Raw genomic sequence first — 23,020 nt, 5'->3', positions numbered from 1 at the left:
TAGGTAGACGTCGGTCAGCCAGTCGCCGAGCCCGTCCATCGGCAGGTCCGGCAGAGGGGGTCGGGTAGCGGCCGGGTCAGCGTGGCCAGTCCGAGTTGGAAACGCGCTGGGCTCAGATCCTCCTGCACCAGACCTGCCGCTTTCGCCTTCTCCAGCACGTCGTCGAAGGCGTTCAGGATATCGCCGCGGATCCGGGTGAGGTCATCGCGCAGGGCCTCGTCAGCGGCGATGTCGAGCAGTCCCGGGATGAGCGCTCCGGGTCGGATGCTGGCCAGGTCGTGGACCAGGGTGGTCCATGCCTTCTCCGGGTCCTCGTCCCACCGGGCCCGGTGGCGCTCGATAGTGGCGAGCGCCTGGTCGCGCAGGCTGCGTGCGACGGCCAGGAAGAGTTCCTCTCGGGTGCCGAAGTGCCGGTAGAGCGTGGCGATTCCGACGCCCGCCTGCTCGGCCACCGCGCTCAGGGGGATGTCGGCGCCGTGCGTGGCCAGCAGGACCTTGGCGGCAGCGGTGATGGCGTGAGCATTGGCGGCGGCGTCGGCGCGCATGACGGCTCCTTTCGTGGCGGTGGCTTTACACAGTCTATACGGAGGAATATGCTCCACTTAAATCGGAAAAAAATACTCCACTTACACGAGGAGCGACGATGGGCAAGCACGAAACACACGCGGCCGGAGCTGCGCAGCAGACACCTGCGTCAGGTCCGCCACGGGGCCGCATCCTGGGTCTGGTTCTCGGTCTGACTGCGGCGGTGGCGCTGATGCTGCTCGCGTTGGTGCTCCCTGCGGCGCACTCCGGACCGGATCACCTGCCTATCGCGATCAGCGGCCCGCAGGGCGCGCAGCGCGACGTGGCCGACACCCTCGAGGCGACCCATCCGGGCGCGTTCGACATCGTGAGCAAGGCCGACGCCGATGACATCGCAGCGGCGATCAAGGACCGTTCGGTCGTCGGCGGCCTCGCCGTGACCCGGTCCGGCGTCACGGTGCAGACCGCCTCGGCGGCCGGAGCGCCGTACGTCACGCTTCTGCACTCCATCGGCACCGCCATGACCGACAAGGGCCAGAAGGTGACGTACGCCGATGTGGTGCCCTATCCCGGGGGCGACCCGGCCGGGTCCGGGCTGACTGCCCTCGGTCTTCCGCTGGTCTTCGGTGGAATGGCCTCTGCGGTAACTCTTTCCACCCTTCTCAAGCGACGCTGGTGGTTGCGGGTGGTCGCCTCCATCGGGTTCTCGGTGATAGCCGGCCTGGCGGTGACGGCCATCCTGCAGTTCTGGATCGGGACGTTGGAAGGCAACTACTGGGAAGCGGCGCTGACGATGATTCTCGGGATCGCAGCGATCTCGCTGACCGTGCTGGGGCTGGAGTCGTTGTTCGGCTACGCCGGACTGTTGCTCGGAGCCATGGTGATGTTGTTCGTTTCGAATCCGCTGTCCGGGATAGCGACCGGCTCGCAGTGGCTGCCCCATCCGTGGGGAACCGTCGGACAGTGGCTACCCATCGGCGCCACCGGCAACGCCATGCGGGGAGTCGGCTTCTTCGACGGCGCACTGGCTGGCGGATCGTTGCTGGTCCTGCTGGGCTGGATCGTCTTCGGGATGGCCCTGACGACCATCGCTCACCTTCGGCACGTCCGCGCTCGCCAGCAGGCGACCGTCATCGGTGCGGAGCCCGAACTTCTCGCCGTCTGAGCCCGGCTGTCGGGGCGGTCGCCCTGTGCACCTAGGGGGACCGTTGCCTCCCGGTGTGAAACGGTGGACGGCATGGACGGCCACCGATCGACGTACGACGCGATCGTGCTGGCCGGGGGAGCCGGTTCCCGGTTGGGCGGGCCGGACAAACCCGACCAGGCGGTCGGCGGACGGTCGATGCTGGAGGCGGTGGTCGACTCGGTCGCCGGCGCCCGGCGCATCATCGTGGTCGGGCCGCAGCGTACGGCGATCCGCGGCGTGCGCTGGGCCCTCGAGCAGCCGCCGGGCGGGGACCGGTGGCGGCCGTCGCGGCCGGTGTTCGGCTGGTGCGGGAGCCGGTGACGCTGCTGCTGGCGGCCGACCTGCCGTTCGTCGCCGCTGCGATCGAGCCCCTGCAGACTGCGCTGCAGCCCGACGACGACGCCGTGGCGCTGGCAGACCGCGCGGGCCGGATCAACTTCCTGGCCGCCGCCTGGTGGACGCGGCGACTCCGGGCCGCCGTATGGGCACTCGCCGATCCCGCGGACCGTCCGATGCGTGCGCTGGGTATCCCGCGCGCCGTACCGGATCCGGCCGGATGGGGGATGATTGCGATACCCCTGAACAGTTGGCGGCGGCCCGGATCCGGGCGGGAGAGGAACACGCGTGACCCAGGAAGTGCAGGAATGGTCCGATGAGCTGGCGGCCGCGCTGGGGCTGGACCCCGCGACGGTCGACGTCGATGAGATTCTCGGGATGACCGGTGTCGTGGCGCACGCGGTCGTGCGTCCCGCGGCGCCGATGTCGGCGTTCCTGGTCGGCCTGGCGGCGGGTCTGCAGGGCGGCGATCGCGCGGCCATCGAGCGAGCGGTCGGGGTGACCAAAGACCTGGCCCAGGCCCGGCCCGACGGTTTGGGCCGGTGAGGACGCAGGCCGCCCGTCGCCGCGTCACCCGCATCCAGGTCGGCGACGGCGGTAGCGTGACGCGGCGCGCGGTCCGCGAGGACCACCTCGCTGCCGAGGAGCCGTTGGAGATCCGGCTTGGCGGGCGCTCGTTCGTGGTCACCATGCGTACGCCGGGCCACGACGTCGAGCTCGCCCAGGGCTTCCTCGTGGGTGAGGGGGTGATTCGCGGCCGGGAGGACCTGCTCAGTGCGCGGTACTGCGCCGGGGAGGTCGACGGGGAGAACACCTACAACGTGCTGGATCTGCGCTTGGCGCCGCACGTGCCGGCACCGCTGGCCAGCGCCGACCGGCACACCTACACCACCTCCTCCTGCGGGGTGTGCGGCAAGGCGAGTATCGATGCGGTGCGGACCATTTCAGCCTTCGACGTGGCCGGCGACCCGCTCGAGGTCAGCCCGGCGCAGCTGGTCGAACTGCCGCATCGCCTGCGGACGGCACAGCGGGTCTTCGAACGCACCGGCGGTCTGCACGGCGCTGCGCTGTTCGACGGTCGCACCGGTGAGTTGCTGGTCGCCCGGGAGGACGTGGGGCGGCACAACGCGGTCGACAAAGTCGTCGGCTGGGCGCTCGAGCACGACAAGTTGCCGCTCGCCGGCACCATACTGATGCTGTCCGGTCGTGCCGGCTTCGAACTCATCCAGAAAGCTTCGATGGCCGGGATCCCCTGTGTCGCTGCGGTTTCCGCTCCTCCTCACTCGCTGCGGAACTCGCCCAAGAGGCGGGCATCACGCTGGTGGGGTTTCTGCGCGACCGCTCCATGGTTGCGTATTCGGGCGAACAGCGCCTCGTGGGCGAGGTCAGTCGAGGGTGAGCGTGCGGGCACCGGCGTCGAGGGTGGCCGCAACACCGATGGGGTAACTCTGCACGTGTCCACCGTGGCCGATGTTGGCGCCCTCGATCGTCGGGATCCCCAGCGTTCCCAGGCGGTCTGGCACCACCTGCGAAAGCACTTTCGCATCGCCGCTGTCGTGCCAGGTGCCGCAGATGACGCCGGCGGCGTTCTCGAAGTAGCCCGCCCGGCGAAGATGAGTCAGCATCGTGTCGATGCGTTCGGGAGACTCGGTTTCGTCCTCGAGCAACCAGATCCCATCGCCGGGTATCCATGCCGTGTCGGTGCCGACCGACCCGGCGAGCAATGACAGGTTGCCGCCGCACGTGACGCCTTCGGTGCGCCCCGCTGTGACCGTGTTCGCAGCGGGAAACGACATCGTGAGCGGCAGGTTCTCGGTCTTCATCAGGCGGATCAGCGAACTGAAGGAGTAGGACTCGGCGAACTCGTGCTCGCTGACCATCGGCCCCATGACGCCGCACCAGCCCAGGCGTGCGGCGACCGCTTCGAGGAGACCCGTCACGTCGGAGTAGCCGACGATGAACTTGGGCTCGATCTCCTCGAGCCCGGACCAGTCGAAGGCTTCAAGGGTGCGCTGGGAGCCATACCCGCCGCTGACGAGGAAGATGGCGTCGATATCCCTATCCAACAGGGCCTTTCGAAGATCGTCGGCGCGTTGCCGGTCGGTACCGGCCAACCAGTCGAAGACGGTTCCGCGCACGGTCGCGGTGTCGTAAAGCACCGGCTCGAATCCGCTGAACCGCAACGTGTCCAGACCCGCGTCGAGCCGGCGCAGCGTGCTGGGGCTGCTCACGCCGAGGACACCTATGCGTGCCCCCGCTCGTAGAGGCGCGGGTCGCCGCAGTGCGCTGATCACGATCGACCCCCGTGCTGCCGCTGAACGAGCGGGAGCACGTCTTCGACGGACTCAACCAGGTGGGTGGCGTTACTCATCGGCCGTCCCTTGGCCATGGCCTCGATCGCCGGCCAGACCGGCACGTCCTGCGTCCACTGCTGCCGGCCCACCAGGATCAACGACGGCAGCGGGCGCTCGTCGGCGACGTAGTACATCGGCGTGACCGCCTGGAAGATCTCCTGCACGGTGCCGGCGGTACCGGGCAACACGACGATGGCGGTGGAGCTACGCGTCAGAAGGGCATCTTCGCGCAGTGCGTTGGAGAAGAACTTCGCGATCCGCTGGGCGAACATGTTCGGCGGCTCGTGCCCGTAGAACCAGGTGGGGATGCCCAGACTGCGCACCTGCCGGGATATCCGCACGGACGCGGCCACGGAGGCGGATTCCCGCGCCCATGCGTCGATACCCTCGGACCAGTCAGGGGTCTTCGCCAGGCGCTCGAGCGCATGCTGCAGGGAGTCCGTATCCCTCACGGCGGCACCGAGATTCGCTGCTTCCATCGCACCGGGCCCGCCACCGGTTGCCACCAGCAAACCCGCCTCGGCGAGGTCAAAACCGAGGCGGGCGGCGTCGACGTACTGGGCGCTGTCGGCGCGCACCGAGTGACCGCCCATCACCCCGACGACCGGACGGTCATCGAGGAGTTCGATGAGCGCGTCGCTCATCGCATCGTCGTGCATGGCCCGGACCAGCGTCGCGTAGGCGTCACCCGCCGTACGCCGATCGCGCAACCAGCGGTAGGCGCGGGCATCGGGGGTGGCCGAGTAACCGCCCTCGGCCAATCCGGTGTAGAGCTCGGCCGGTGTGTACAGCGTGCCGCGGTAGGGATTCACGGGCAGTGCGGGATCGGTGGGGAAGACCAGCGCGCCGATCTGGCGCAGGTGCCCATCCAAGGCCGGTGTCGTCGCTCCGCCCAGCACGACGGTGCCGTTGGCGTGGGTCTGTGCGAGCAGTACGGCCTCCCGGTCGCGCAGATCGAGGTCCTGCAGCCGCAACCCGTCGAGTGAACCGCCCGATTGCAGAATGGCGTCGAGGGATCGCAGCGTCGCGATCTCGGTAGCTCCGGTCACCTGGTCATTCTGCCCGGTCGCGTCGGTGCCCGGCTCTAGTGTTCGAAGCATGTTGCGCACGCTGGCCATCTGCGGATATCGCTCACTGCGCGATGTGACGGTGCCGTTGTCCGGTCTGACCGTGGTCACCGGACCCAACGGCAGCGGCAAGTCGTCGCTCTACCGGGCCGTGCGGCTGTTGGCCGACGTGGGCTCGGGCCGACTGATCGGTTCGCTGGCCAGCGAGGGCGGCCTGGGTTCGGCGCTGTGGGCCGGTCCAGCGCAGTTGCGTTCGGCGCGGGCCAGTGGGGTCACCCAGGGTGTGTTGCGCAAAGGGCCGATCAGCCTCTTGGTGGGTTTCGGCAGCGACGACTTCGGCTATCTGATGGACCTTGGCCTGCCGTCGCAAGCCCCGGGTGCTACGGGTTCGCTCTTCTTGAGAGATCCCGAGATCAAGCGCGAGGTCGTGTTCGCCGGCGCCGCCATGCGTCGGGCCAACGTCCTGGCGCGCCGGTCCTGGGGGCTGGTTCAGGTAGCCGATGCCGACCTCGACGGTTCCACCGGCTGGGCACAGCTCAGCGACCGGCTTGCGCCGTATCGTTCGATGCTCACCGAGTACGCCGAGCCCACCCGGGCGGCCGAACTCGTCGCCGTACGTGAGCAACTGAGGTCCTGGCGGTTCTACGACGGGTTTCGCGCGGATCGGGAGGCGCCGGCGCGCCACCCGATGGTCGGCACCCGCACCCCGGTGCTCGCTGACGATGGCCGCGATCTGGCGGCCGCGTTGCAGACCATCATCGAGGACGGCCGACGCCATCTTGACGCAACGATCGACGACGCCTTTCCCGGGTCCGCTATCGAGATCACTGAGAACGACGGCCTCTTCGACATCGCGCTGCATCAGCCCGGTATGTTGCGCGCGATGCGTGCTGGCGAACTCTCCGACGGCACCTTGCGTTACCTGCTGTGGGTGGCGGCACTGCTCAGCCCGGCACCGCCGCCGCTGTTGGTGATCAACGAACCGGAGGCGTCACTGCACCCTCGTTGCTTGAGCCGCTGGCCCGGCTCATCGCGCAGACCGCGACCAGGTCACAAATCATCGTGGTGACCCATTCATCGGTGATGACCACTGCGCTGCGAGCGGTGCCGGTGCTGGATTGGGACGGATCCGCGCCGTTGCTGCTCCCGCTGAACCGCGACACCGGTGAGACGGTGGTCGACGGGCTCGGTGCACTGACCACCCCCGAGTGGCACTGGGGTTCGCGCCGTACGCCGAGCTGATCCGGCGGTGCGCTGCCAGCCGGCCGGCCCGGAGATTCCCAGCAAATTGGCAGCTTCGGCCCGTTTGACGGCAAAACAGCTGTCCTGCAACGCATCTCGAAGCCCACGCCGGGTGCTGCCCGCCATGGGCCACCCGCAGAGGTGCTTGTGGCGCCGATCACAACCGGTCAAGGTTCAGCAGGCCACGCGCACGATGGCGGGCGGGGCCGAGCAGGGGACGTGACCAGGTCCGCCGTCACCATGGAACGAGGGGTCATTCAGGTGAGCAAGCTGAGCACAGCGGCGGCGGGTGCTGCCGCAACCGCGGTCGTCGCGATCATGTCGGGCGGAGTGGCGATGGCGGCGACGACGCCGAAGCCGATGACGTCGGGCAACTTCGAATACACCGCTCCGCAGTACTACTGCAACCGGCAGGTGCCGGCAGTCGCGGGCTACTTCCGGACGCTGGGTCATGCGGAGAAGACAGTCACCTTGACCCTGCCGGGCGTGGGCAGCAAAGCACTGGGGTCCGCAAAGCCCTACGAGCCGGGCGTTTACGCGGCCGCAGGCATGAAGGGGGCCAACGGCGCGCTCGTCGTCAGCGGGTCGAGCACGGGATCGAAGTTCACGGTGCACATCCACCTGCCGAGCAGTTGCGCCGGGTTGCCGACGACCCGCCCCGGACCGCCGGCCTGGGTGGTTTCCAAGCCGACGGGGTCGAGCAGCCCGACCAGTTCGGGCCGCCCCACCAGCGGACCGCCCGTGGTGACCGACGGCCCGGTCGCGCCGGCCGCGACCGGTGCCAACGAGCAATTGGTCGTCGGCGCCGGGGTGCTGGCCGCGGGCGCACTGGTGACCGGCGTCGGCGTGCGCCGTAGGTTGAAGCGGCAGGGTTAATCCACGCTCTGACCGGCCCCGGCCCACCCGGGGTCGGTCAGCTGCCGTAGTTCAACGGCCGCGTCAGGTGCCGTCGCAGCTGCCGCCATGAATCCGTCCACGGCAAGATCGTGAACCATGAGATCTGGCAACGGTTCTGACGGCCAGCGCGTGACCCGTCCGGAGTCGATCTCTATGAGAGCCAGGGAAAGGCGTAGGCCATCCCCGGTGAGCTTGAGGGCCGCCTCCTTGCGCACCCAGTCCGCCAGATCCGCCGCGCCCGAATCGATCGGCACGGCGCGGCCGACGGGCTCCAGGTCGACGCCGACGGGGGCGTCGCTCACTGCGACCAGCGCCGTGCCGTCGGCGTGAGCGATGCTGAGGTGAGCGCCGTCGGTGCGGGGTCGGCCGTGGGGTGCACCGCACCGTTCGCAGGTCCGGTCGAGCGGCACCTCAGCTGCGGGTACGCCGAGCCAGGCCCCCAGCGCGTACCTCGCGAGCGTCGTGCCCACGAGGAAGTCCGTCGCCGCGGCACTCGACTGGAAGCGCGACAGCCGTTGCTTCTCAGTAGGGTTCAACCAATCGGGCGAGCCTCTCACCGAGCTCACCCACACCTGCACGGTGCGGGTCATCGCGGGAAGGCCCTCGCAAGGCGGGGGAGGGCGCGACGCGCAGCGGCGGGCAGGTTCTCGCCGAAGGGCATTGCCGACACCGGATCACCCGCTTTCCAGGTTGCAACTGCCCGACCCTGATGCACGATCGTCGGAAGGAAGTAGCCGTTGCGTCCGGGCACCACCTTCTCGAAGTCTCCGGAGGCGAGGGTGGGGGACCGGTCGGCGTATCCGATGATGAGTTCGTCGAACGCGGGCAACAGCATCGTGGCCCGCGCCGCTCGGGTCACCGCCGGGAGGGCGTCGATCACGGCGGGGTCGACGAAGGCGGTTCGGCCGTCGAGAGGAGTTCCTCGAACGGCGAAGTGATCTGCGGCCACAGTGGTTTCACGTCCCGGGCCAGTAGTTTGCTCCACCAGCAGAAGTCCGCCATCGAGGCCGGCCCGTGCGATCGCAGATATCGCCGGGCGAACTCCACGATGGCCTCGTCACCCGACACGGTCCGGGACGAGCGGATCCAGGACGAACACAGCACCAGCTGTTGTCGACCCGCCACGACCGGACCGAGACACACCACACCGTCGAGCGCCAGTCGCTGCAAAAGATGAATGAATCGCTGGCCGTTGACGTCGACGCCCGCTTGCGCCCACCTGTCCCGCAGGTCGTTGCGCGACAGCGGCTCGTCCGCCAGCGCGGCCTGCGTCAGCGAACGGACCTGGTCGACGTGGCCGTCATCGATGCCGAGCTGGCGGTGCCGACCCGCGGCTGCGCGAACGGTCGCGGCCGAGGTCAGCGAGAGCATCCATTGCAGATCCTGGGCCGGTAGCCAATGCAACGTGCCCCGCATCGGCCAACTTCGCACGATCTGACCGGAATTCGCTGCTGCGTCGACGGACTCCGCTGACTGGTCCGACCGCAGTGCCAATGCCGATCGGGACGCCTTCCAGTCCTGCGCCTGCAGGCAGGTGAGGTGGGTGACCGCCGCTGTGACCGAAGTGGCCGGTGTCGCGAGCCGCTGCGAAACGATCCGCAGCAGCGCGGCGTCGCTCACGCCGTGACCGGCCCCGCAGTGATTGTGAAACCCTGCGCGCGAAGGCGTTCCGACAACACCCCACCGAGCGCTGTTGCCGGCGTGAGCACACCGCCGTGCAGGCCCTCGGGCAGCGGTAGGTCGTCGCGCTGGGTGGCCAGGGCCAGTGCGCTCTCGCCGAGCATGACGCAGGTGGCTGCGTAGCCCGGATCGCCCTTGGCCGCGAAGAGGCTGCGGCAGCCACCCGAGCGTGCCTCGACGCTGAACCGGCCGCTGGCGCGGTCCTCCTCCGAAGGACCTTCACCGGGCGAGGGCACGACCTTGTCGACCAGAGGACCCAGGGAGTTGACCGACAGGGCGGCCATCCCGATCGCCATGCCCTTGGCGATGGCCTCAGCCCGCAGGCGTCCCTGCCAGCCGTCGCCGGTGGTGAGGGTTTCGCGATAACGGAACCCCTCGCCGTACGCGTGACCGAGCAGGGCATTGCTGCGCCGGACGATGCGGGTGTTGAAGGTCGACATGATGAACGGCGCCGCCCACGAGTGCATCTCGTCGCTGTGCCAGACCTTGAGGGAGTCTTTCCACTCGCCCTTGGGCTCGGCGGAACGGTCGGGGGAGAGGGCGAACTTGTCCAGTGCGACCGCTCGTTTGGCCTTGTCCGAGCGCACCTGAGCCATCTGCTCGCGCGCCGAGGCAACCGTTCCGCCGCTCACGCCGCCCTTCATGCGTACGTACAGCGTGGTGTCACCCAACGGGGCAGCGACCTTGGCCAGCTCGAACACGGCCAGGTCCGAGGGGATCGAGTCGAAGCCGCAGGAATGCACGATCCTGGCGCCGGTCGATGCGGCCAGGTCGTGGAAGCGGTCGATCGACTCGCGCACGAAGAGCACCTCGCCGGTCAGGTCGACGTAGTCGGTACCTGCGGTGGCGCACGCTTCAACCAGCGGCAGCCCGTACTTCGCGTACGGGCCGACCGTGCTGATCACCACGCGCGTCGACTCCGCGAGCGCCTTGAGTGAGGCCGGATCGGAGGAATCGGCAATCACCAGAGGCCAATTCACGCCGAGGTCGGCGCGCACCACTTCCAGCTTGCCCGGTGAGCGGCCGGCTAGTGCGATGCGTACGCCGTCGGGGGCGTGGGCGGCCAGATGCTCAGCGGTGAGTTTGCCGACGAATCCGGTTGCGCCGTACAGGACGATGTCGTAGTCGCTCACCGTCCGAGCCTAACCGGACCGAGCCGCGGCAGAGGATGTCCAGAGCCTGCGTGAGGACGCCGCGCAGGGTCTGCTCGATCCAGTCGAACTCGTCCTGACCGATGATCAGCGGCGGGGAGAGCTGGATGACCGGGTCGCCGCGGTCGTCGGCGCGGCAGTAGATGCCGGCTTCGAACAGGGCCTTGGACAGGAAGCCGCGCAGCAGCCGCTCGGACTCCTCCTCGTTGAAGGTCTCCCGGGTCTCCTTGTCCTTCACGAGCTCGATGCCGTAGAAGTACCCCTCACCGCGGACGTCGCCGACGATGGGCAGGTCGAGCAGCTTCTCCAGGGTCGAGCGGAACTTCGGAGCGTTCTCGTGCACGTGGTCGGTGAGCTTCTCACGCTCGAAGATGTCCAGGTTCGCCATCGCAACCGCCGCGGACACCGGGTGGCCGCCGAAGGTGTAGCCGTGTCCGAACGCCTCGGTGCCCTTGCGGAACGGCTCGAAGAGCCGGTCGCTGGCCATCATCACGCCCAGCGGGGAGTATCCCGAGGTGAGGCCCTTGGCGGTGGTGATGATGTCCGGCACGTAGCCGAAATCGTTGCAGGCGAAGATCTCGCCGATCCGGCCGAAGGCGCAAATGGTCTCGTCGGAGACCAGCAACACGTCGTACTCGTCGCAGATCTCCCGGACCCGCTCGAAGTAGCCGGGCGGCGGCGGGAAGCAACCGCCGGCGTTCTGCACCGGCTCCAGGAAGACCGCCGCCACGGTGTCCGGACCCTCGAACTCGATGGCCTCACCGATGCGGTCGGCGGCCCACCGGCCGAACGCCTTCGGGTCGTCACGCAGCTCGGGCTGCGCACGGTAGATGTTGGTGTTCGGGGCCCGGAAGGCGCCGGGCACCAGCGGCTCGAAGGGGATCTTCAGATCCGGGATGCCGGTGATGGCCAGCGCGCCCTGTGGCGTGCCGTGGTAGGCGATGGAGCGGCTGATGACCTTGTGCTTGGTGGGTTTCCCGGTGAGCTTGAAATACTGCTTGGCCAGCTTCCAGGCCGACTCCACCGCTTCACCGCCACCGGTGGTGAAGAACGCGCGGTTCAGGTCGCCCGGCGCGTAGGTCGCGAGCCGCTCGGCGAGATCGATCGCCGGAGCGTGCGCGTAGGACCAGATAGGGAAGAACGCCAGCTTCTCGGCCTGCTTGGCTGCCGCTTCGGCGAGTTCGGCGCGACCGTGGCCCACCTGCACGGTGAACAGTCCGGCGAGACCGTCGAAGTACTTCTTGCCGTTGACGTCCCAGATCCAGGCGCCTTCGCCCCGCTCGATGATCGGGATCTGCGCTCCGAGGCCGCCTGCGGCCACCGGTTCGTAGACCGACTGCCGGGTGAAGTGACCCCACAGGTGGTCCCGGGCGGCGGCGTAGCGGTCGGTGCCGCGTGGCGTCGTACCTGCTCCGGAAGCGGATGCGGCAGTGGCGGTTTCGGGTGTGGTGCTCATCGCGTTCCCCAGTCGTAGCGTTGTTTCGTCAGGTTGAGATACATCAGGGTTTCGGTCTGCGCGACGCCGTCGACGGCGCGGATCCGGCTACCCAGCAGGTCTAGGAGGTGGTCGTCGTCCTCGCAGACGACCTCGATCAGGATGTCGTAGCGGCCTGCGGTCACCACGACGTAGGCGGCCTCGTCCAGGCGGGCCAACTGGTCGGCCACCTTCTGGATGTCGCCGCGCACGGTGATGCCGATCAGCGCCTGCCGCTGGAAACCCACCTGGGTGGGATCGGTGACCGCGACGATCTGCAGCGTCTCGTTCTCGAGCAGCCGCTGCACCCGGGCGCGGACGGCCGCTTCCGACAGACCCACTTCGCGTGCAATGGTGGCGTAGGGCGCACGACCGTCGCGTTGCAACATGGCGATGATGGCCTTGGCGGTCGCGTCCATAGCACCTGCGTCCCCCGCTCGACTGCGCATCGCGTCTGTCACTGGACCATCGTGGCACTGAATCCGTCGCGAAACAACCTTTGAACGATGAATTCGTGTTTTCCACCGAGGTCGTGGCTATTCTTTCCGTATGGCGCTCAGTGCGTTCGACCTCTACTCGATCGGCATCGGGCCGTCTTCGTCCCATACGGTCGGGCCGATGCGTGCCGCGCGGATGTTCGCCGGCGGACTGCCGGTGGGCCGGGTCAGCCGGGTGAGTGCGCAGCTGTTCGGCTCCCTGGGCGCCACCGGCCATGGGCACGGCTCCGACAAGGCCGTGGTGCTGGGTTTGGAGGGGAGGCACCCGAGACCGTCGACACCGGCACGACCGATGCGCGGTACGCCGAGGTGCGGCGGACCGGCAAGCTCACCGTGATGGGCGATCACCCCATCTCCTTCGATCCCGACACCGATCTGGTGCTGCACCGCCGCAAGACGTTGCCCACCCACCCCAACGGAATGCTCTTCGAAGCCTTCGACACGGACGGCGAACTGGTCGACAGCCACGTGTACTACTCCGTCGGCGGAGGTTTCGTAGTCGATGAGACTGCTAGCGGGGCGGACCGCGTCGTGGAGGACGACACGGCGGTCCCGTTCCCGTTCAACACCGGTGCTGAACTCCTGGCGATCTGCGAGCGGGAGAGGTGCTCGATCAGCGATGTGATGCTACGCAACGAACAGGCTTGGCGCAGTGAGCAGGAGGTCCATGACGGTCTGCTGCATCTGTGGTCGGTGATGCGCGAGTGTGTCGTGAACGGCTTCAACGCCCGTGGTGTGCTGCCCGGCGGCCTGAAGGTGCCGCGCCGGGCGCCGGTGCTCTTCGATGAGTTGATGGAGGCAGGTGCTCGGGATCCGTTGCACGTCATGGACTGGGTGAATCTCTACGCACTGTCGGTCAACGAGGAGAACGCCGCGGGCGGGCGGGTGGTGACCGCTCCCACCAACGGCGCCGCGGGAGTGATCCCGGCCGTCCTGCATTACTACGCCCGGTTGGTCGAGGGCGCCGACGAAGACGGCATCGTGCGCTTCCTGCTGACCGCGGCCGCGATCGGCATCCTGTTCAAGCAGAACGCCTCGATCTCCGGTGCCGAGGTGGGTTGTCAGGGCGAGGTGGGCTCCGCCTGTGCGATGGCCGCCGGCGCACTGTGCGAGGTCACCGGGGGCAGCCCCACGCAGGTCGAGAACGCCGCCGAGATCGGGATCGAGCACAACTTGGGCCTGACGTGCGACCCGGTCGGCGGACTGGTGCAGATCCCGTGCATCGAGCGCAACGCCATCGCCAGCGTGAAGGCGATCAACGCGGCTCGTCTGTCACTCAGCGGCACCGGGGTGCACGCTGTGAGCCTGGACAAGGCCATCAAGACCATGCGCGACACGGGTCGCGACATGTCCGTGAAGTACAAGGAGACCGCCCGGGGCGGCCTCGCAGTCAATGTGATCGAGTGTTGAGGTGGAGCTATGACCCGCATCCTGAAGAACTTCGTCAACGGCGAGTACGTCGAGGCGCGCGGCGACGCGCGTCAGGACGTCGTTGACCCGAGCACCGGCCAGGTCGTCGCCTCCGCAGCGATCTCTGCCGAGGCTGACGTCGACGCGGCGTACACCGCCGCGGCGAAGGCGTTCGAGGAGTGGGGACAGACCACTCCGAGCGAGCGGCAGCAGGCGTTGCTGAAGTTCGCCGACGCGATCGAGAAGCGGGCCGACGATTTCATCAAGCTGGAGGCACAGAACACCGGAAAGCCCTGGGCTCTGACCGAATCCGAAGAGATCCCGCCGATGCTGGACCAGTTGCGGTTCTTTGCCGGAGCGGCCCGGGTGCTGGAGGGCAAGGCAGCCGGTGAGTACATGAAAGGACACACCTCGTGGATCCGCCGCGAGCCCATCGGCGTCGTGGGGCAGGTGACGCCGTGGAACTACCCGATGATGATGGCGATGTGGAAGATCGCCCCGGCGCTGGCCGCGGGCAACACGGTCGTCCTGAAGCCCAGCGACACCACCCCCGAAACCACGTTGCTGCTGGCCGAGGTCGCCGCTGAGTTCCTGCCCGCAGGTGCCTTCAACGTCGTGACCGGTGACCGCTCGACGGGGCAGTTGGTCGTGGAGCACAGGACCCCGCAGCTGGTCGCGATCACCGGCTCGGTGCGCGCGGGCATCCAGGTGGCGCTCTCGGCGGCAGCCGACGTGAAGCGGGTGCACCTGGAGCTGGGTGGCAAAGCCCCGGTGATCGTCTTCGACGACGCGGACATCGAGGCGGCGGTCGAGGGCATCGCCACCGCTGGCTACTTCAACGCCGGACAGGACTGCACCGCCGCAACCCGGGTTCTGGTCCAAGAGGGCATCCACGACGAATTCGTCGCTGCGCTGGCCGAATACGCCAAGAACGAAGCCAAGGTCGGCCTGCCCGACGACGCCGACGCCATGCTCGGACCGGTCAACAACAGCAATCAGCTCGCCCATGTCACGGGCCTGCTGGAGCGGCTGCCGGACCACGCGAGCATCGCCGCCGGTGGCTCACGCCTGACCGCACTGGGCGGCGGCTTCTACTTCGAGCCGACGGTGGTGTCGGGCCTCCTGCAGGATGACGAGGTCAGCCAGAACGAGATCTTCGGACCGGTGATCACCGCGCAGAAGTTCTCCGACGAGGCCGAAGCCATCGCGGCCGGCAACGGCGTGCAGTACGCCCTGGCGTCCTCGGTGTGGACCAAGGACTTCGGCCGGGCGATGCGCGTCTCCAAGGCACTGGACTTCGGCTGCGTCTGGATCAACACGCACATCCCGTTGGTCGCCGAGATGCCGCACGGCGGCTTCAAGCACAGCGGTTACGGCAAGGACCTGTCGCTCTACGGGTTCGAGGACTACACGCGCGTCAAGCACGTGATGGCCAACATCGAACTCTGAAATCACTGGTAGACAAGGAGATTCATCGTGGCATCTTCGGCAGCCGTGGACGGCGTCGCCAAGCAGCTCTTCATCGGCGGCCAGTGGCGGGACGCCGCTGAGGGCAGAACGCTCGTCGTCGACAACCCCGCGACCGGTCAGGAGTTGGCGCGGGTCGCCGACGCCAGTCCGGCCGACGGGATGGCGGCGCTGACCGCAGCGGCCGATGCGCAGAAGGAGTGGGCGCGCACCGACCCGCGCGAGCGGGGTGAGTTGCTGCGCAAGGCGTTCGAGTTGATCACGCAGCGGGCAGATCTCTTCGCCGAATTGATGACCTTGGAGATGGGCAAGCCGCTCGCGGAGGCCAAGGGTGAAGTCACCTACGGCGGCGAGTTCTTCCGGTGGTTCTCTGAAGAAGCCGTGCGTATTTCCGGGCGCTACTCGGTGGCGCCGTCCGGTGGCACCCGGCTGCTCACCATGAAACAGCCCGTCGGGCCCACGGTGATGATCACGCCCTGGAACTTCCCCCTCGCCATGGGTACGCGCAAGATCGGACCGGCGATCGCAGCCGGGTGCACGATGGTCGTCAAGCCGGCTGCCGAGACACCGCTGACGATGCTGGCCCTGGCCCAGTTGCTGGAAGAGGTGGGGCTGCCGGCCGGCGTACTCAACGTCATTACGACGTCCGCCAGCGGCGAGGTGATGGAGCCCATCATCCGTGACCCGCGGACGCGCAAACTGACCTTCACCGGATCCACCGCGGTTGGCCGCAAGCTCATCGAGCAGTCGGCGCAACAGGTGCTGCGGGTGTCGATGGAGCTGGGCGGCAACGCACCCTTCATCGTCTTCGAGGACGCCGACATCGACGCGGCCGTCGAGGGAGCAATGCTGGCCAAGATGCGCAACATCGGCGAGGCCTGCACGGCAGCCAACCGTCTCTACGTGCACGCCTCTGTCGCCGACGAATTCGCCGACAAGATGGCGGCCAAGATGGGCGGTCTCGTGGTCGCCGACGGCATGGACCCCGACTCCCAGGTCGGTCCGCTGATCAACCAGAAGGCCATCGACAAGGTGGACGCGCTGGTGAGGGATGCCGTGGACCGCGGCGCGCAGGTGGTCACGGGCGGGTCCACCACCGGCGAGGCCGGCTTCTTCTATGAGCCGACCGTCCTGACCAACCTGCCCGCGGACGCGGACATGGTGCGCGAGGAGATCTTCGGCCCGGTTGCGGCGATCCAGACCTTCACCGATGAGGACGAGGTCGTTGCCAAGGCGAACGACACCGAATACGGCCTGGCCTCCTACTTCTTCACTCGCGACTTCTCCCGGGCGATCCGAGTGGCCGAGGCGTTGGACTACGGCATGGTCGGGGTCAACCAGGGCATCATCTCCAACCCGGCCGCGCCGTTCGGCGGAGTCAAGGCCAGCGGTTTCGGTCGCGAGGGCGGCTTCGAGGGCATCGACGAATACCTCGAGGACAAGTACGTCGGCATCAAACTCTGAGCCCCGCCGGCCGAACGCGCGTGTCGTGATCGGTGAGACAAAAATTCAGTTGTTGGTGTGTTGTGGTGGATCCGGATCCGGGACAGGCTGGCGGTGGCGGTGACGACGCCGTCGACAGCCAATCGGGAGGATCGACGATGTACCGCAGCAATGGCAACTTCGAAGCGTTCGCGAAAGCTCCGAAACCAGAGGGCAACGAGAACAAGAAGGCGTATTTCGTCGGATCGGGGCTGGCGTCGCTGGCCGGGGCGACCTTCCTCGTGCGCGATGCACAACTGCCCGGTGACCGAATCACCATCTTTGAAGAACTTGCCCTGCCCGGCGGCAGCATGGACGGAATCCTCGATGAACACAAGGGTTTCATCATCCGCGGTGGTCGGGAGATGGAGGTCCACTTCGAGACCCTGTGGGACCTGTTCCGGTCGGTGCCGTCGCTGACCACTCCCGGCGGTTCGGTGCTGGATGAGATGTATGAGATCCACAAGTGGGACCCCAGTAGCAACCCTCGGCGCGCTACCCAGAACCGCGGTGAGCCGATCGATCACCTCAAGGACCTGACGCTGACCCCGAAGGCGGTGCAGGAACTGATCGACCTGGCGCTGACCCCGGAGTCCCAACTGGACGACAAGCGCATCGACGAGGTCTTCACCGAGGAATTCTTCGAGTCCAACTTCTGGCTCTACTGGGCCACGATGTTCGCCTTCGAACCGTGGGCCAGTGCCATGGAGATGCGTCGCTACACCCTGCGCTTCGTGCACCACGTCGCGACGCTTCCGGACCTGACCTCCCTGCGGTTCACCCGCTACAACCAGTACGAGTCGTTGATCCAGCCGCTGGTGGCCTACCTGACCGATCAGGGCGTGACGTTCCAGTACGACACCCAGGTCGACAGCATCGACCTGGACGCCAGCGGTGACAAGATCCTGGCGACCAAGATGAGCATGACCACCGGTGGCGAGAGCAAGAGCATCGACCTGGGCCCGGAGGACATCGTCTTCGTGACCAACGGCTCGATCACCGAGAGCAGCACCTACGGCGACAACGACACTCCGGCGCCGATCGAGACCGACCACGGCGGTGCCTGGAAACTGTGGAAGAACCTTGCCGCACAGGATGCCTCCTTGGGACACCCCGAGAAGTTCTGCGAGAACATCCCCTCCGACAACTGGGTGATGTCCGCAACGGTGACTCTCACCGATGACAAGATCTGGCCCTACATCGAGAAGCTCACCGGCCGCGACCCGCGCAACGGGCACATCGTGTCCGGCGGCCCGATCAGCTTCAAGGATTCCAACTGGCTCTACGGCCTCAGCATGAGCCGGCAACCGCACTTCCAGGCCCAGGACCCGCAGAAGGATCTCGTGGTCTGGCTCTACGGGCTGTTCTCCGACCGGCCCGGCAACTACGTCAAGAAGACCCTGCCGGAGTGCACCGGCGCCGAGATGTGTGCCGAGTTCCTCTATCACCTGGGCGTCCCGGAGGATCAGATCGACGATCTCGCCCACAACAGCGCCAGCACGGTGCCGTGCCACATGCCGTACATCACCTCCTACTTCATGCCGCGCGCTGCGGGGACCGGCCGCTGGTGGTGCCTGAGGGCTCGGTGAACCTGGCCTTCATCGGCAACTTCGCCGAGACCCCCATCGACACGGTGTTCACGACGGAGTACTCGGTGCGTACAGCGATGGAGGCGGTGTACACCATCTTCAACGTCGACCGCGGTGTCCCGGAGGTCTTCGGGTCGCAGTACGACGTGCGGGTCCTGCTCAACGCGCTGTACTACCTCAACGACCGCAAGAAGCTGGCTGACGTGAAGCTGCCCTTGATGGAGCGGGTCGTGGGCGCTGCCGCCATGCACAAGGTCAAAGGCACCTACGTCGAGGAGTTGCTCAAGAACGCCGGACTGGTCTGACAGATCGTCCGGCCCGGGTCGGCATCAGCGGGCCATGCGTCCTACGGTGGGGTCGTGTTCGATGATCGACCGTGGCTGAGCAGCTACTCAGAGGGCGTCCCGGCTGACGTCGAGATTCCACCGACCCTGCTGGACGGCGTGTTGCGACACGCTGCCCATCAGTGGCCGGACCGGGTGGCCGTCGACTTCTTCAGCGCCCGCACGACGTACCGCGAACTGGACGGGCTCGTCGATCGGGCGGCTGCTGGTCTCCGGAACCTCGGGGTGGTCGGCGGGACCCGGGTATCACTGGTCATGCCCAACTGCACGGCTCACGTCGTGGCGTTCTACGCCGTGATGCGTTGTGGCGCAGTGGTAGTCGAGCACAACCCGACGTACACGACGGCCGAGCTGCACGACCAGTTCGCGCTGACCAAGCCGCGGGTGGCACTGGTGTGGCGCAATCGGGTCGCCGACGTCCAGGAAGCCGCGCAGGGCACCGACCTGCAGCACATCGTCTCGGTGGACGTCGCCCGCGATCTGCCGCGCAAGATGCAGTGGCTGCTCCGTTTGCCGGTGAAGGCGGCCCGCGCCAAACGGGACGCACTGACCGGTGGGTCGACGACAGGTGCGCAGGACTGGGTTGAGCTGCTGAGCACCGATCCCGGCGCCTCCGTCGACGTCGAGCGAGTACCCACCGATGAGGCGTTGGTGCTCTTCACGGGCGGGACGACCGGGGTGCCCAAGGGCGCGAGCATCAGCCACCGCAACCTGGTGGCCAACGCGACACAGGGTACGGCGTGGGCAGGCTTCCGGCCGGGCGCTGAGGTGGTCTGTGGTGTCCTGCCGTTCTTCCACGCGTTCGGCATGATCTTCTGTCTCGTGCTGCCCCCCGTGATCGGCGCGACGCTCGTCGCGTTCCCCAACTTCGATCCGCCCGCCGTCATCGCGGGCCAGAAGCGCGCGTCGTACACCTTCATGCCGGCGGTCGCGCCAATGTTCAGCCGCATCCTGGATGCTGCGGGGGACGTCGACCTGCACTCGATCAAACAGGCGTTCTGCGGTGCCATGCCGCTGGATGCCGCGACCGCGGATCGCTGGGAGAGGGCGACCGGCGGTCTGCTCATCGAGGGATACGGTTCGACGGAGACCTCGCCGATCGCTCTGGGCAACCCTGCTTCGGACAAGCGCCGCCGCGGCGCTTTGGGAATACCCTTCCCCAACACGCAGATTCGAGTGGTGGACCCGGATGACCACACGGTCGAAGTAACGCTGGACGAAGGCGGCATCGCGCGCGGCGAGCTTCTCGTGCGTGGTCCCCAGGTGTTCTCCGGATACGTCGATCGGCCGGAGGAGACGGCCAATGTGCTCTCCCCTGACGGGTGGCTGCGCACCGGCGACGTCGTCGAAGTCGATCGCGACGGTTTTGCGGTGCTGGTCGACCGCACCAAGGAGATCATCATCGTCGGCGGTTTCAAGGTGTTCCCGACGGTGGTCGAGGACTACCTTCGTGAGCTACCCGGTATCGACGACGTCGCCGTGGTGGGCGTGCCCCGCGGCGACGGTGGCGACGAGCAGGTCGTGGCGGTGGTGGTGTGCGGCGGAGTGGCGCCGACACTGGAACAGGTCCGCGCCCACGCCTCGCAGCGCCTGGCGAAGTACGCCGTGCCGCGGCATCTGCACGTGGTCGAGGAACTGCCGCGCTCGATGATCGGCAAGGTCCAACGCCGGTTGGTGCGTGACGACGTCCTGAAGCACCACTCAGCTTCCTGAGCCGGCTCCCGCCGGGACTGCTCGTCGTCGTGCCAGCGCACTCAGGGCACCGATCACGACGATCGATTCGGACACGATGGACACCACGCCGAGCGGCTCCAACCAGTTGCCCACGTCATCGGCAAGCATCGGGAAGGCGATCAAGCGCGTAGCCGCATAGCCGATAACGGCAAGGCCGCAGGTGAGGACGGACAGCGCGTACACGACAGCGGAGTCGTGGACGGCCATGGCCGCGGCCAGGGTGAGGCAGGCCAGCGTCAACACGATGAACAGAACACCCATGTACGGCGCCTCTTCAAGGTGCGGAGCGATCACCGGCAGATGTGCGATTGCGGCGACCACGGCCGCCGCAATCATGATCCATCGGTAGGGAACCCGAAGCGGTCGTCCGAGCAAGTGATCCATGTGTTGCGCCTCCCGTGCTGCCAGTCCGGGTGGACCGGTCGGGAGGTGATTCGTCGCCGCGGTGCCGGCGGATCGGCTACTCCTGGCGGCGGGAGAGCGCGCTCGGCCACCAGGTCCTGGGCCCGATGTCGATCGTCAACGCCGGCACCAGCAGGGTCCGGACGATGAGGGTGTCGACCAGGACGCCGAAGGCGACCAGGAAGGCCACCTGCACCAGGAAGAGCAGCGGGATGACCGCCAGCGCCGCGAAGGTGGCCGCGAGGACAACACCGGCTGAGGTGATCACGCCGCCGGTGGAGGTCAACGCTCGCACGATTCCCTCACGGGTGCCGTGCTCCATCGACTCCTCCCGCGCCCGGGTCATCAGGAAGATGTTGTAGTCGATGCCCAGGGCCACCAGGAAGACGAACGCAAACAGCGGGACCACCGGGTCGGCACCGGCGAATCCGAACGGACCGTTGAAGAGCAGCGCCGAAACCCCCAGCGTCGCGGCGAAAGACAGCACCGTCGTGCCCAGCAGCAGGACGGGAGCCACAATGCTGCGCAACAGCAGCATCAGCACGATCAGGACGACGACCAGGACCACCGGGATGATCAGGTTGCGGTCGTGGATCGAGGTCGTGCGGGTGTCGAGGTCGGTCGCCGTGGTGCCTCCGACGACGGCCTGCGAGTCGGGTACGGCGTGCACGGCGGCTCGTAGCTTTTCGACCGTGTCCTGGGCGGGGAGGGACTCGGCGTTGTCCTTCAGCACCACTTGGACGGCTACGCGGCCGCCTTTCACCACCGGTTGACCGTCGGCATCGAGCACCTGGGCGGAGGCGACACCGTCGGTCGACTTCGCTGCCGCGACAACCTTTTCGGCGCTCTGCTGCGAGGTGATGACCCAGGTCGGGGAGCCGCTTCCCGCATCGAAGTGCTGGCCCTGCAGCTTGGCGCCTTCCACGGAGTCCACAGTGCCGATGAAGTAGTCGGTCGTGGCGATGCCGTCGGCTTTGAAGGTCGGCGCGAAGGCAGCGGCCGCCAGCAGGACCAGTGCGGTGGCGATCCAGATCTTGCGTGGTTTGCTCGCCACCCAGTGCGCGATCCGGGACCAGAACCTGTGACCCTGGCCGTCGGACAGGTCGTCGGTGACCCGGGGTTCGAACGGCCAGAAGGCCTTGCGGCCGAGCAGGGCCAGGGCAGCGGGCAGGAAGGTCATAGAGGCCAGGAACGAGGCGACGATGCCGATCGCTGCGACCGGACCCAGGCTGCGGTTGGAGTTCAGATCGGACAGCAGAAGGCACAGGACGCCGAGGATGACGGTCGCGGCGGAGGCAGCGACCGGTTCGATGGTGGCCCGGTAGGCGGACCGCAGTGCGGCGACCTTGTCCTCGGTGTGGATCAACTCCTCGCGGAACCGGGACACCAGCAGCAGTGCGTAGTCGGTGGCGGCGCCGAAGACCAGGATGAACAGGATTCCCTGGCTCTGGCCGTTGAGGTCGAGGATGCCCTGTTTGGTCAGGAAATAGACTGCGCCAGAGGCCAATCCGAGTGCAAAGACCGCCGAGATCAGCACGACAAAGGGCAGGATCGGGCTGCGGTAGACCACGATCAGGATGAGGATGACCACCCCGCCGGCCACCAGCAGTAGCAAGCCGTCGATTCCTTTGAAGGCCACGCTGAGGTCAGCGATCTGACCGGCCGGGCCGGTGACTTTCACGGTGAGTCCGTCGGGCGGACCGCGCAGGGCGTCGCGCAAGGTGGCGACCGTGTCTGCGGGTTCACCCGCAGTGGAGATCGGGACGAAGACCTGAGCGGCCTTCTTGTCCTCACTCGGGATCGGTGGCGAGATCTGCTGCCCGAAGCCGGACTCACCGGCGAACTGGCCGGTTTGCTTCGCCAGCCACGCACTGTCGGATTGGCTGAGGCCACCGTCGCGCACCGCGATGACAACCGCCGGCACCTCGGTGGTGTCCTGGAACTTCTCCAACTCCTTCTGTGCCTTCGTCGACTCGGCGGAGGCCGGCAGGAAGGCGGTGTTGTCGTTGGTGGACACCGAGGAGAGCTTGCCGGCGTACGGACCGGTGAATGATCCGACCACCAGCCAGGCGAGCAACACCAGGGCCGGGATGAGCCAGCGTTTGCGGGACGTTCGGCTGCTCGGCGCGTGGGTCATGGCCTCATCCTGTCAAAACCCTGGACGTCCAGGCTCCGCGGTGTGA

21 protein-coding genes and 3 pseudogenes are annotated in these 23,020 nt (G+C 67.4%); 13 read left to right on the top strand and 11 right to left on the bottom strand.

The window, feature by feature from the left end; all coding sequences use genetic code 11:
• Nucleotides 1-14: 14 nt before the first annotated feature.
• Nucleotides 15-545, bottom strand: a complete 531-nt coding sequence (locus ACFQBT_RS12295) for a TetR/AcrR family transcriptional regulator (protein WP_377823046.1) — start codon at nt 543-545, stop codon at nt 15-17.
• 98 nt (nt 546-643) lie between these two features.
• Here ACFQBT_RS12295 and ACFQBT_RS12290 point away from each other — a divergent pair, with 98 nt between their 5' ends.
• From ACFQBT_RS12290 to fdhD, 5 genes and pseudogenes are all read left to right on the top strand, one after another.
• Entirely contained in the window at nt 644-1,690 is a 1,047-nt protein-coding gene (locus ACFQBT_RS12290; protein WP_377823044.1) for an ABC transporter permease, read from the top strand.
• A gap of 72 nt (nt 1,691-1,762) precedes the next feature.
• Complete coding sequence (mobA, locus tag ACFQBT_RS12285; RefSeq protein ID WP_377823043.1) at nt 1,763-2,032, top strand: molybdenum cofactor guanylyltransferase; 270 nt, start codon at nt 1,763-1,765, stop codon at nt 2,030-2,032.
• Nucleotides 2,017-2,367, top strand: coding sequence for a hypothetical protein (locus ACFQBT_RS12280; RefSeq protein WP_377823041.1), 351 nt, complete (start codon nt 2,017-2,019; stop codon nt 2,365-2,367). The genes mobA and ACFQBT_RS12280 overlap by 16 nt, the downstream gene beginning before the upstream one ends.
• Nucleotides 2,336-2,593, top strand: coding sequence for a DUF6457 domain-containing protein (locus ACFQBT_RS12275; protein WP_377823039.1), 258 nt, complete (start codon nt 2,336-2,338; stop codon nt 2,591-2,593). The genes ACFQBT_RS12280 and ACFQBT_RS12275 overlap by 32 nt, the downstream gene beginning before the upstream one ends.
• Nucleotides 2,590-3,446: pseudogene (fdhD, locus tag ACFQBT_RS12270) on the top strand (formate dehydrogenase accessory sulfurtransferase FdhD). Before ACFQBT_RS12275 ends, fdhD begins: the two are co-directional and overlap by 4 nt.
• On the opposite strand, the gene ACFQBT_RS12265 reads toward fdhD, so the two are convergent.
• Nucleotides 3,433-4,341 carry a S66 peptidase family protein gene (locus ACFQBT_RS12265; RefSeq protein ID WP_377823036.1) on the bottom strand — a complete coding sequence of 303 codons (909 nt, stop codon included), beginning with the start codon at nt 4,339-4,341 and terminating at the stop codon, nt 3,433-3,435. The pseudogene fdhD and the gene ACFQBT_RS12265 sit on opposite strands and share 14 nt — an antisense overlap.
• Entirely contained in the window at nt 4,338-5,501 is a 1,164-nt protein-coding gene (locus tag ACFQBT_RS12260; RefSeq protein ID WP_377823034.1) for an SLOG cluster 4 domain-containing protein, read from the bottom strand. Before ACFQBT_RS12260 ends, ACFQBT_RS12265 begins: the two co-directional genes overlap by 4 nt.
• Here ACFQBT_RS12260 and ACFQBT_RS12255 point away from each other — a divergent pair.
• The 3 genes from ACFQBT_RS12255 to ACFQBT_RS12245 all read left to right on the top strand — a co-directional run bounded on the left by ACFQBT_RS12255 (nt 5,500) and on the right by ACFQBT_RS12245 (nt 7,586).
• Entirely contained in the window at nt 5,500-6,537 is a 1,038-nt protein-coding gene (locus tag ACFQBT_RS12255) for an AAA family ATPase (protein ID WP_377823032.1), read from the top strand. The two genes, ACFQBT_RS12260 and ACFQBT_RS12255, sit on opposite strands and share 2 nt — an antisense overlap.
• 14 nt (nt 6,538-6,551) lie before the next feature.
• The gene (locus tag ACFQBT_RS12250; RefSeq protein WP_377823030.1) at nt 6,552-6,710 is read left to right on the top strand and encodes a hypothetical protein; all 159 of its coding nucleotides are present in this window, start codon (nt 6,552-6,554) and stop codon (nt 6,708-6,710) included.
• 261 nt (nt 6,711-6,971) lie between these two features.
• Nucleotides 6,972-7,586, top strand: a complete 615-nt coding sequence (locus ACFQBT_RS12245; protein ID WP_377823028.1) for a hypothetical protein — start codon at nt 6,972-6,974, stop codon at nt 7,584-7,586.
• Here ACFQBT_RS12245 and ACFQBT_RS12240 read toward each other — a convergent pair.
• From ACFQBT_RS12240 to ACFQBT_RS12215, 6 genes are read right to left on the bottom strand one after another with little or no spacing between them, the layout of a single operon-like run.
• Nucleotides 7,583-8,197, bottom strand: coding sequence for a 4'-phosphopantetheinyl transferase family protein (locus ACFQBT_RS12240; protein WP_377823026.1), 615 nt, complete (start codon nt 8,195-8,197; stop codon nt 7,583-7,585). The genes ACFQBT_RS12245 and ACFQBT_RS12240 overlap by 4 nt on opposite strands.
• Nucleotides 8,194-8,487, bottom strand: coding sequence for a DNA glycosylase AlkZ-like family protein (locus ACFQBT_RS12235; protein ID WP_377823024.1), 294 nt, complete (start codon nt 8,485-8,487; stop codon nt 8,194-8,196). Before ACFQBT_RS12235 ends, ACFQBT_RS12240 begins: the two co-directional genes overlap by 4 nt.
• The gene (locus ACFQBT_RS12230; protein ID WP_377823022.1) at nt 8,484-9,227 is read right to left on the bottom strand and encodes a DNA glycosylase AlkZ-like family protein; all 744 of its coding nucleotides are present in this window, start codon (nt 9,225-9,227) and stop codon (nt 8,484-8,486) included. Before ACFQBT_RS12230 ends, ACFQBT_RS12235 begins: the two co-directional genes overlap by 4 nt.
• Nucleotides 9,224-10,420 carry a saccharopine dehydrogenase family protein gene (locus ACFQBT_RS12225; protein WP_377823020.1) on the bottom strand — a complete coding sequence of 399 codons (1,197 nt, stop codon included), beginning with the start codon at nt 10,418-10,420 and terminating at the stop codon, nt 9,224-9,226. The genes ACFQBT_RS12230 and ACFQBT_RS12225 overlap by 4 nt, the downstream gene beginning before the upstream one ends.
• Complete coding sequence (locus ACFQBT_RS12220; RefSeq protein ID WP_377823018.1) at nt 10,359-11,894, bottom strand: aspartate aminotransferase family protein; 1,536 nt, start codon at nt 11,892-11,894, stop codon at nt 10,359-10,361. Before ACFQBT_RS12220 ends, ACFQBT_RS12225 begins: the two co-directional genes overlap by 62 nt.
• Nucleotides 11,891-12,331: an Lrp/AsnC family transcriptional regulator gene (locus ACFQBT_RS12215; RefSeq protein WP_377823016.1), complete on the bottom strand. Its 441-nt coding sequence runs from the start codon at nt 12,329-12,331 to the stop codon at nt 11,891-11,893. The genes ACFQBT_RS12220 and ACFQBT_RS12215 overlap by 4 nt, the downstream gene beginning before the upstream one ends.
• Nucleotides 12,332-12,461: 130 nt before the next feature.
• Here ACFQBT_RS12215 and ACFQBT_RS12210 point away from each other — a divergent pair.
• The 5 genes and pseudogenes from ACFQBT_RS12210 to ACFQBT_RS12190 all read left to right on the top strand — a co-directional run bounded on the left by ACFQBT_RS12210 (nt 12,462) and on the right by ACFQBT_RS12190 (nt 20,414).
• Nucleotides 12,462-13,819 (top strand): annotated as a pseudogene (locus ACFQBT_RS12210) (L-serine ammonia-lyase).
• A 9-nt stretch (nt 13,820-13,828) separates the two neighbouring features.
• Nucleotides 13,829-15,268, top strand: coding sequence for a gamma-aminobutyraldehyde dehydrogenase (locus tag ACFQBT_RS12205; protein ID WP_377823015.1), 1,440 nt, complete (start codon nt 13,829-13,831; stop codon nt 15,266-15,268).
• Between the two features lie 24 nt (nt 15,269-15,292).
• Nucleotides 15,293-16,750, top strand: coding sequence for an NAD-dependent succinate-semialdehyde dehydrogenase (locus tag ACFQBT_RS12200; protein ID WP_377825469.1), 1,458 nt, complete (start codon nt 15,293-15,295; stop codon nt 16,748-16,750).
• A 137-nt stretch (nt 16,751-16,887) separates the two neighbouring features.
• Nucleotides 16,888-18,662, top strand: a pseudogene (locus ACFQBT_RS12195) (oleate hydratase).
• Between the two features lie 54 nt (nt 18,663-18,716).
• Nucleotides 18,717-20,414, top strand: a complete 1,698-nt coding sequence (locus ACFQBT_RS12190) for an AMP-binding protein (RefSeq protein WP_377823013.1) — start codon at nt 18,717-18,719, stop codon at nt 20,412-20,414.
• Here the strand turns inward: ACFQBT_RS12190 and ACFQBT_RS12185 are convergent.
• Both ACFQBT_RS12185 and ACFQBT_RS12180 read right to left on the bottom strand, forming a co-directional pair.
• On the bottom strand, nt 20,403-20,771 hold the full coding sequence (locus ACFQBT_RS12185) for a hypothetical protein (RefSeq protein ID WP_377823011.1): 369 nt from the start codon (nt 20,769-20,771) through the stop codon (nt 20,403-20,405). The genes ACFQBT_RS12190 and ACFQBT_RS12185 overlap by 12 nt on opposite strands.
• A 124-nt stretch (nt 20,772-20,895) precedes the next feature.
• The gene (locus tag ACFQBT_RS12180; protein ID WP_377823009.1) at nt 20,896-22,974 is read right to left on the bottom strand and encodes an MMPL family transporter; all 2,079 of its coding nucleotides are present in this window, start codon (nt 22,972-22,974) and stop codon (nt 20,896-20,898) included.
• Between the last annotated feature and the right edge of the window lie 46 nt (nt 22,975-23,020).

The sequence above is a fragment of the Branchiibius cervicis genome, assembly GCF_042661605.1.
GTDB classification, from domain to species: domain Bacteria; phylum Actinomycetota; class Actinomycetes; order Actinomycetales; family Dermatophilaceae; genus Branchiibius; species Branchiibius cervicis.
Note: the sequence above shows the minus strand (reverse complement) of the source record. Positions and strands in the feature narration are given on the sequence as shown.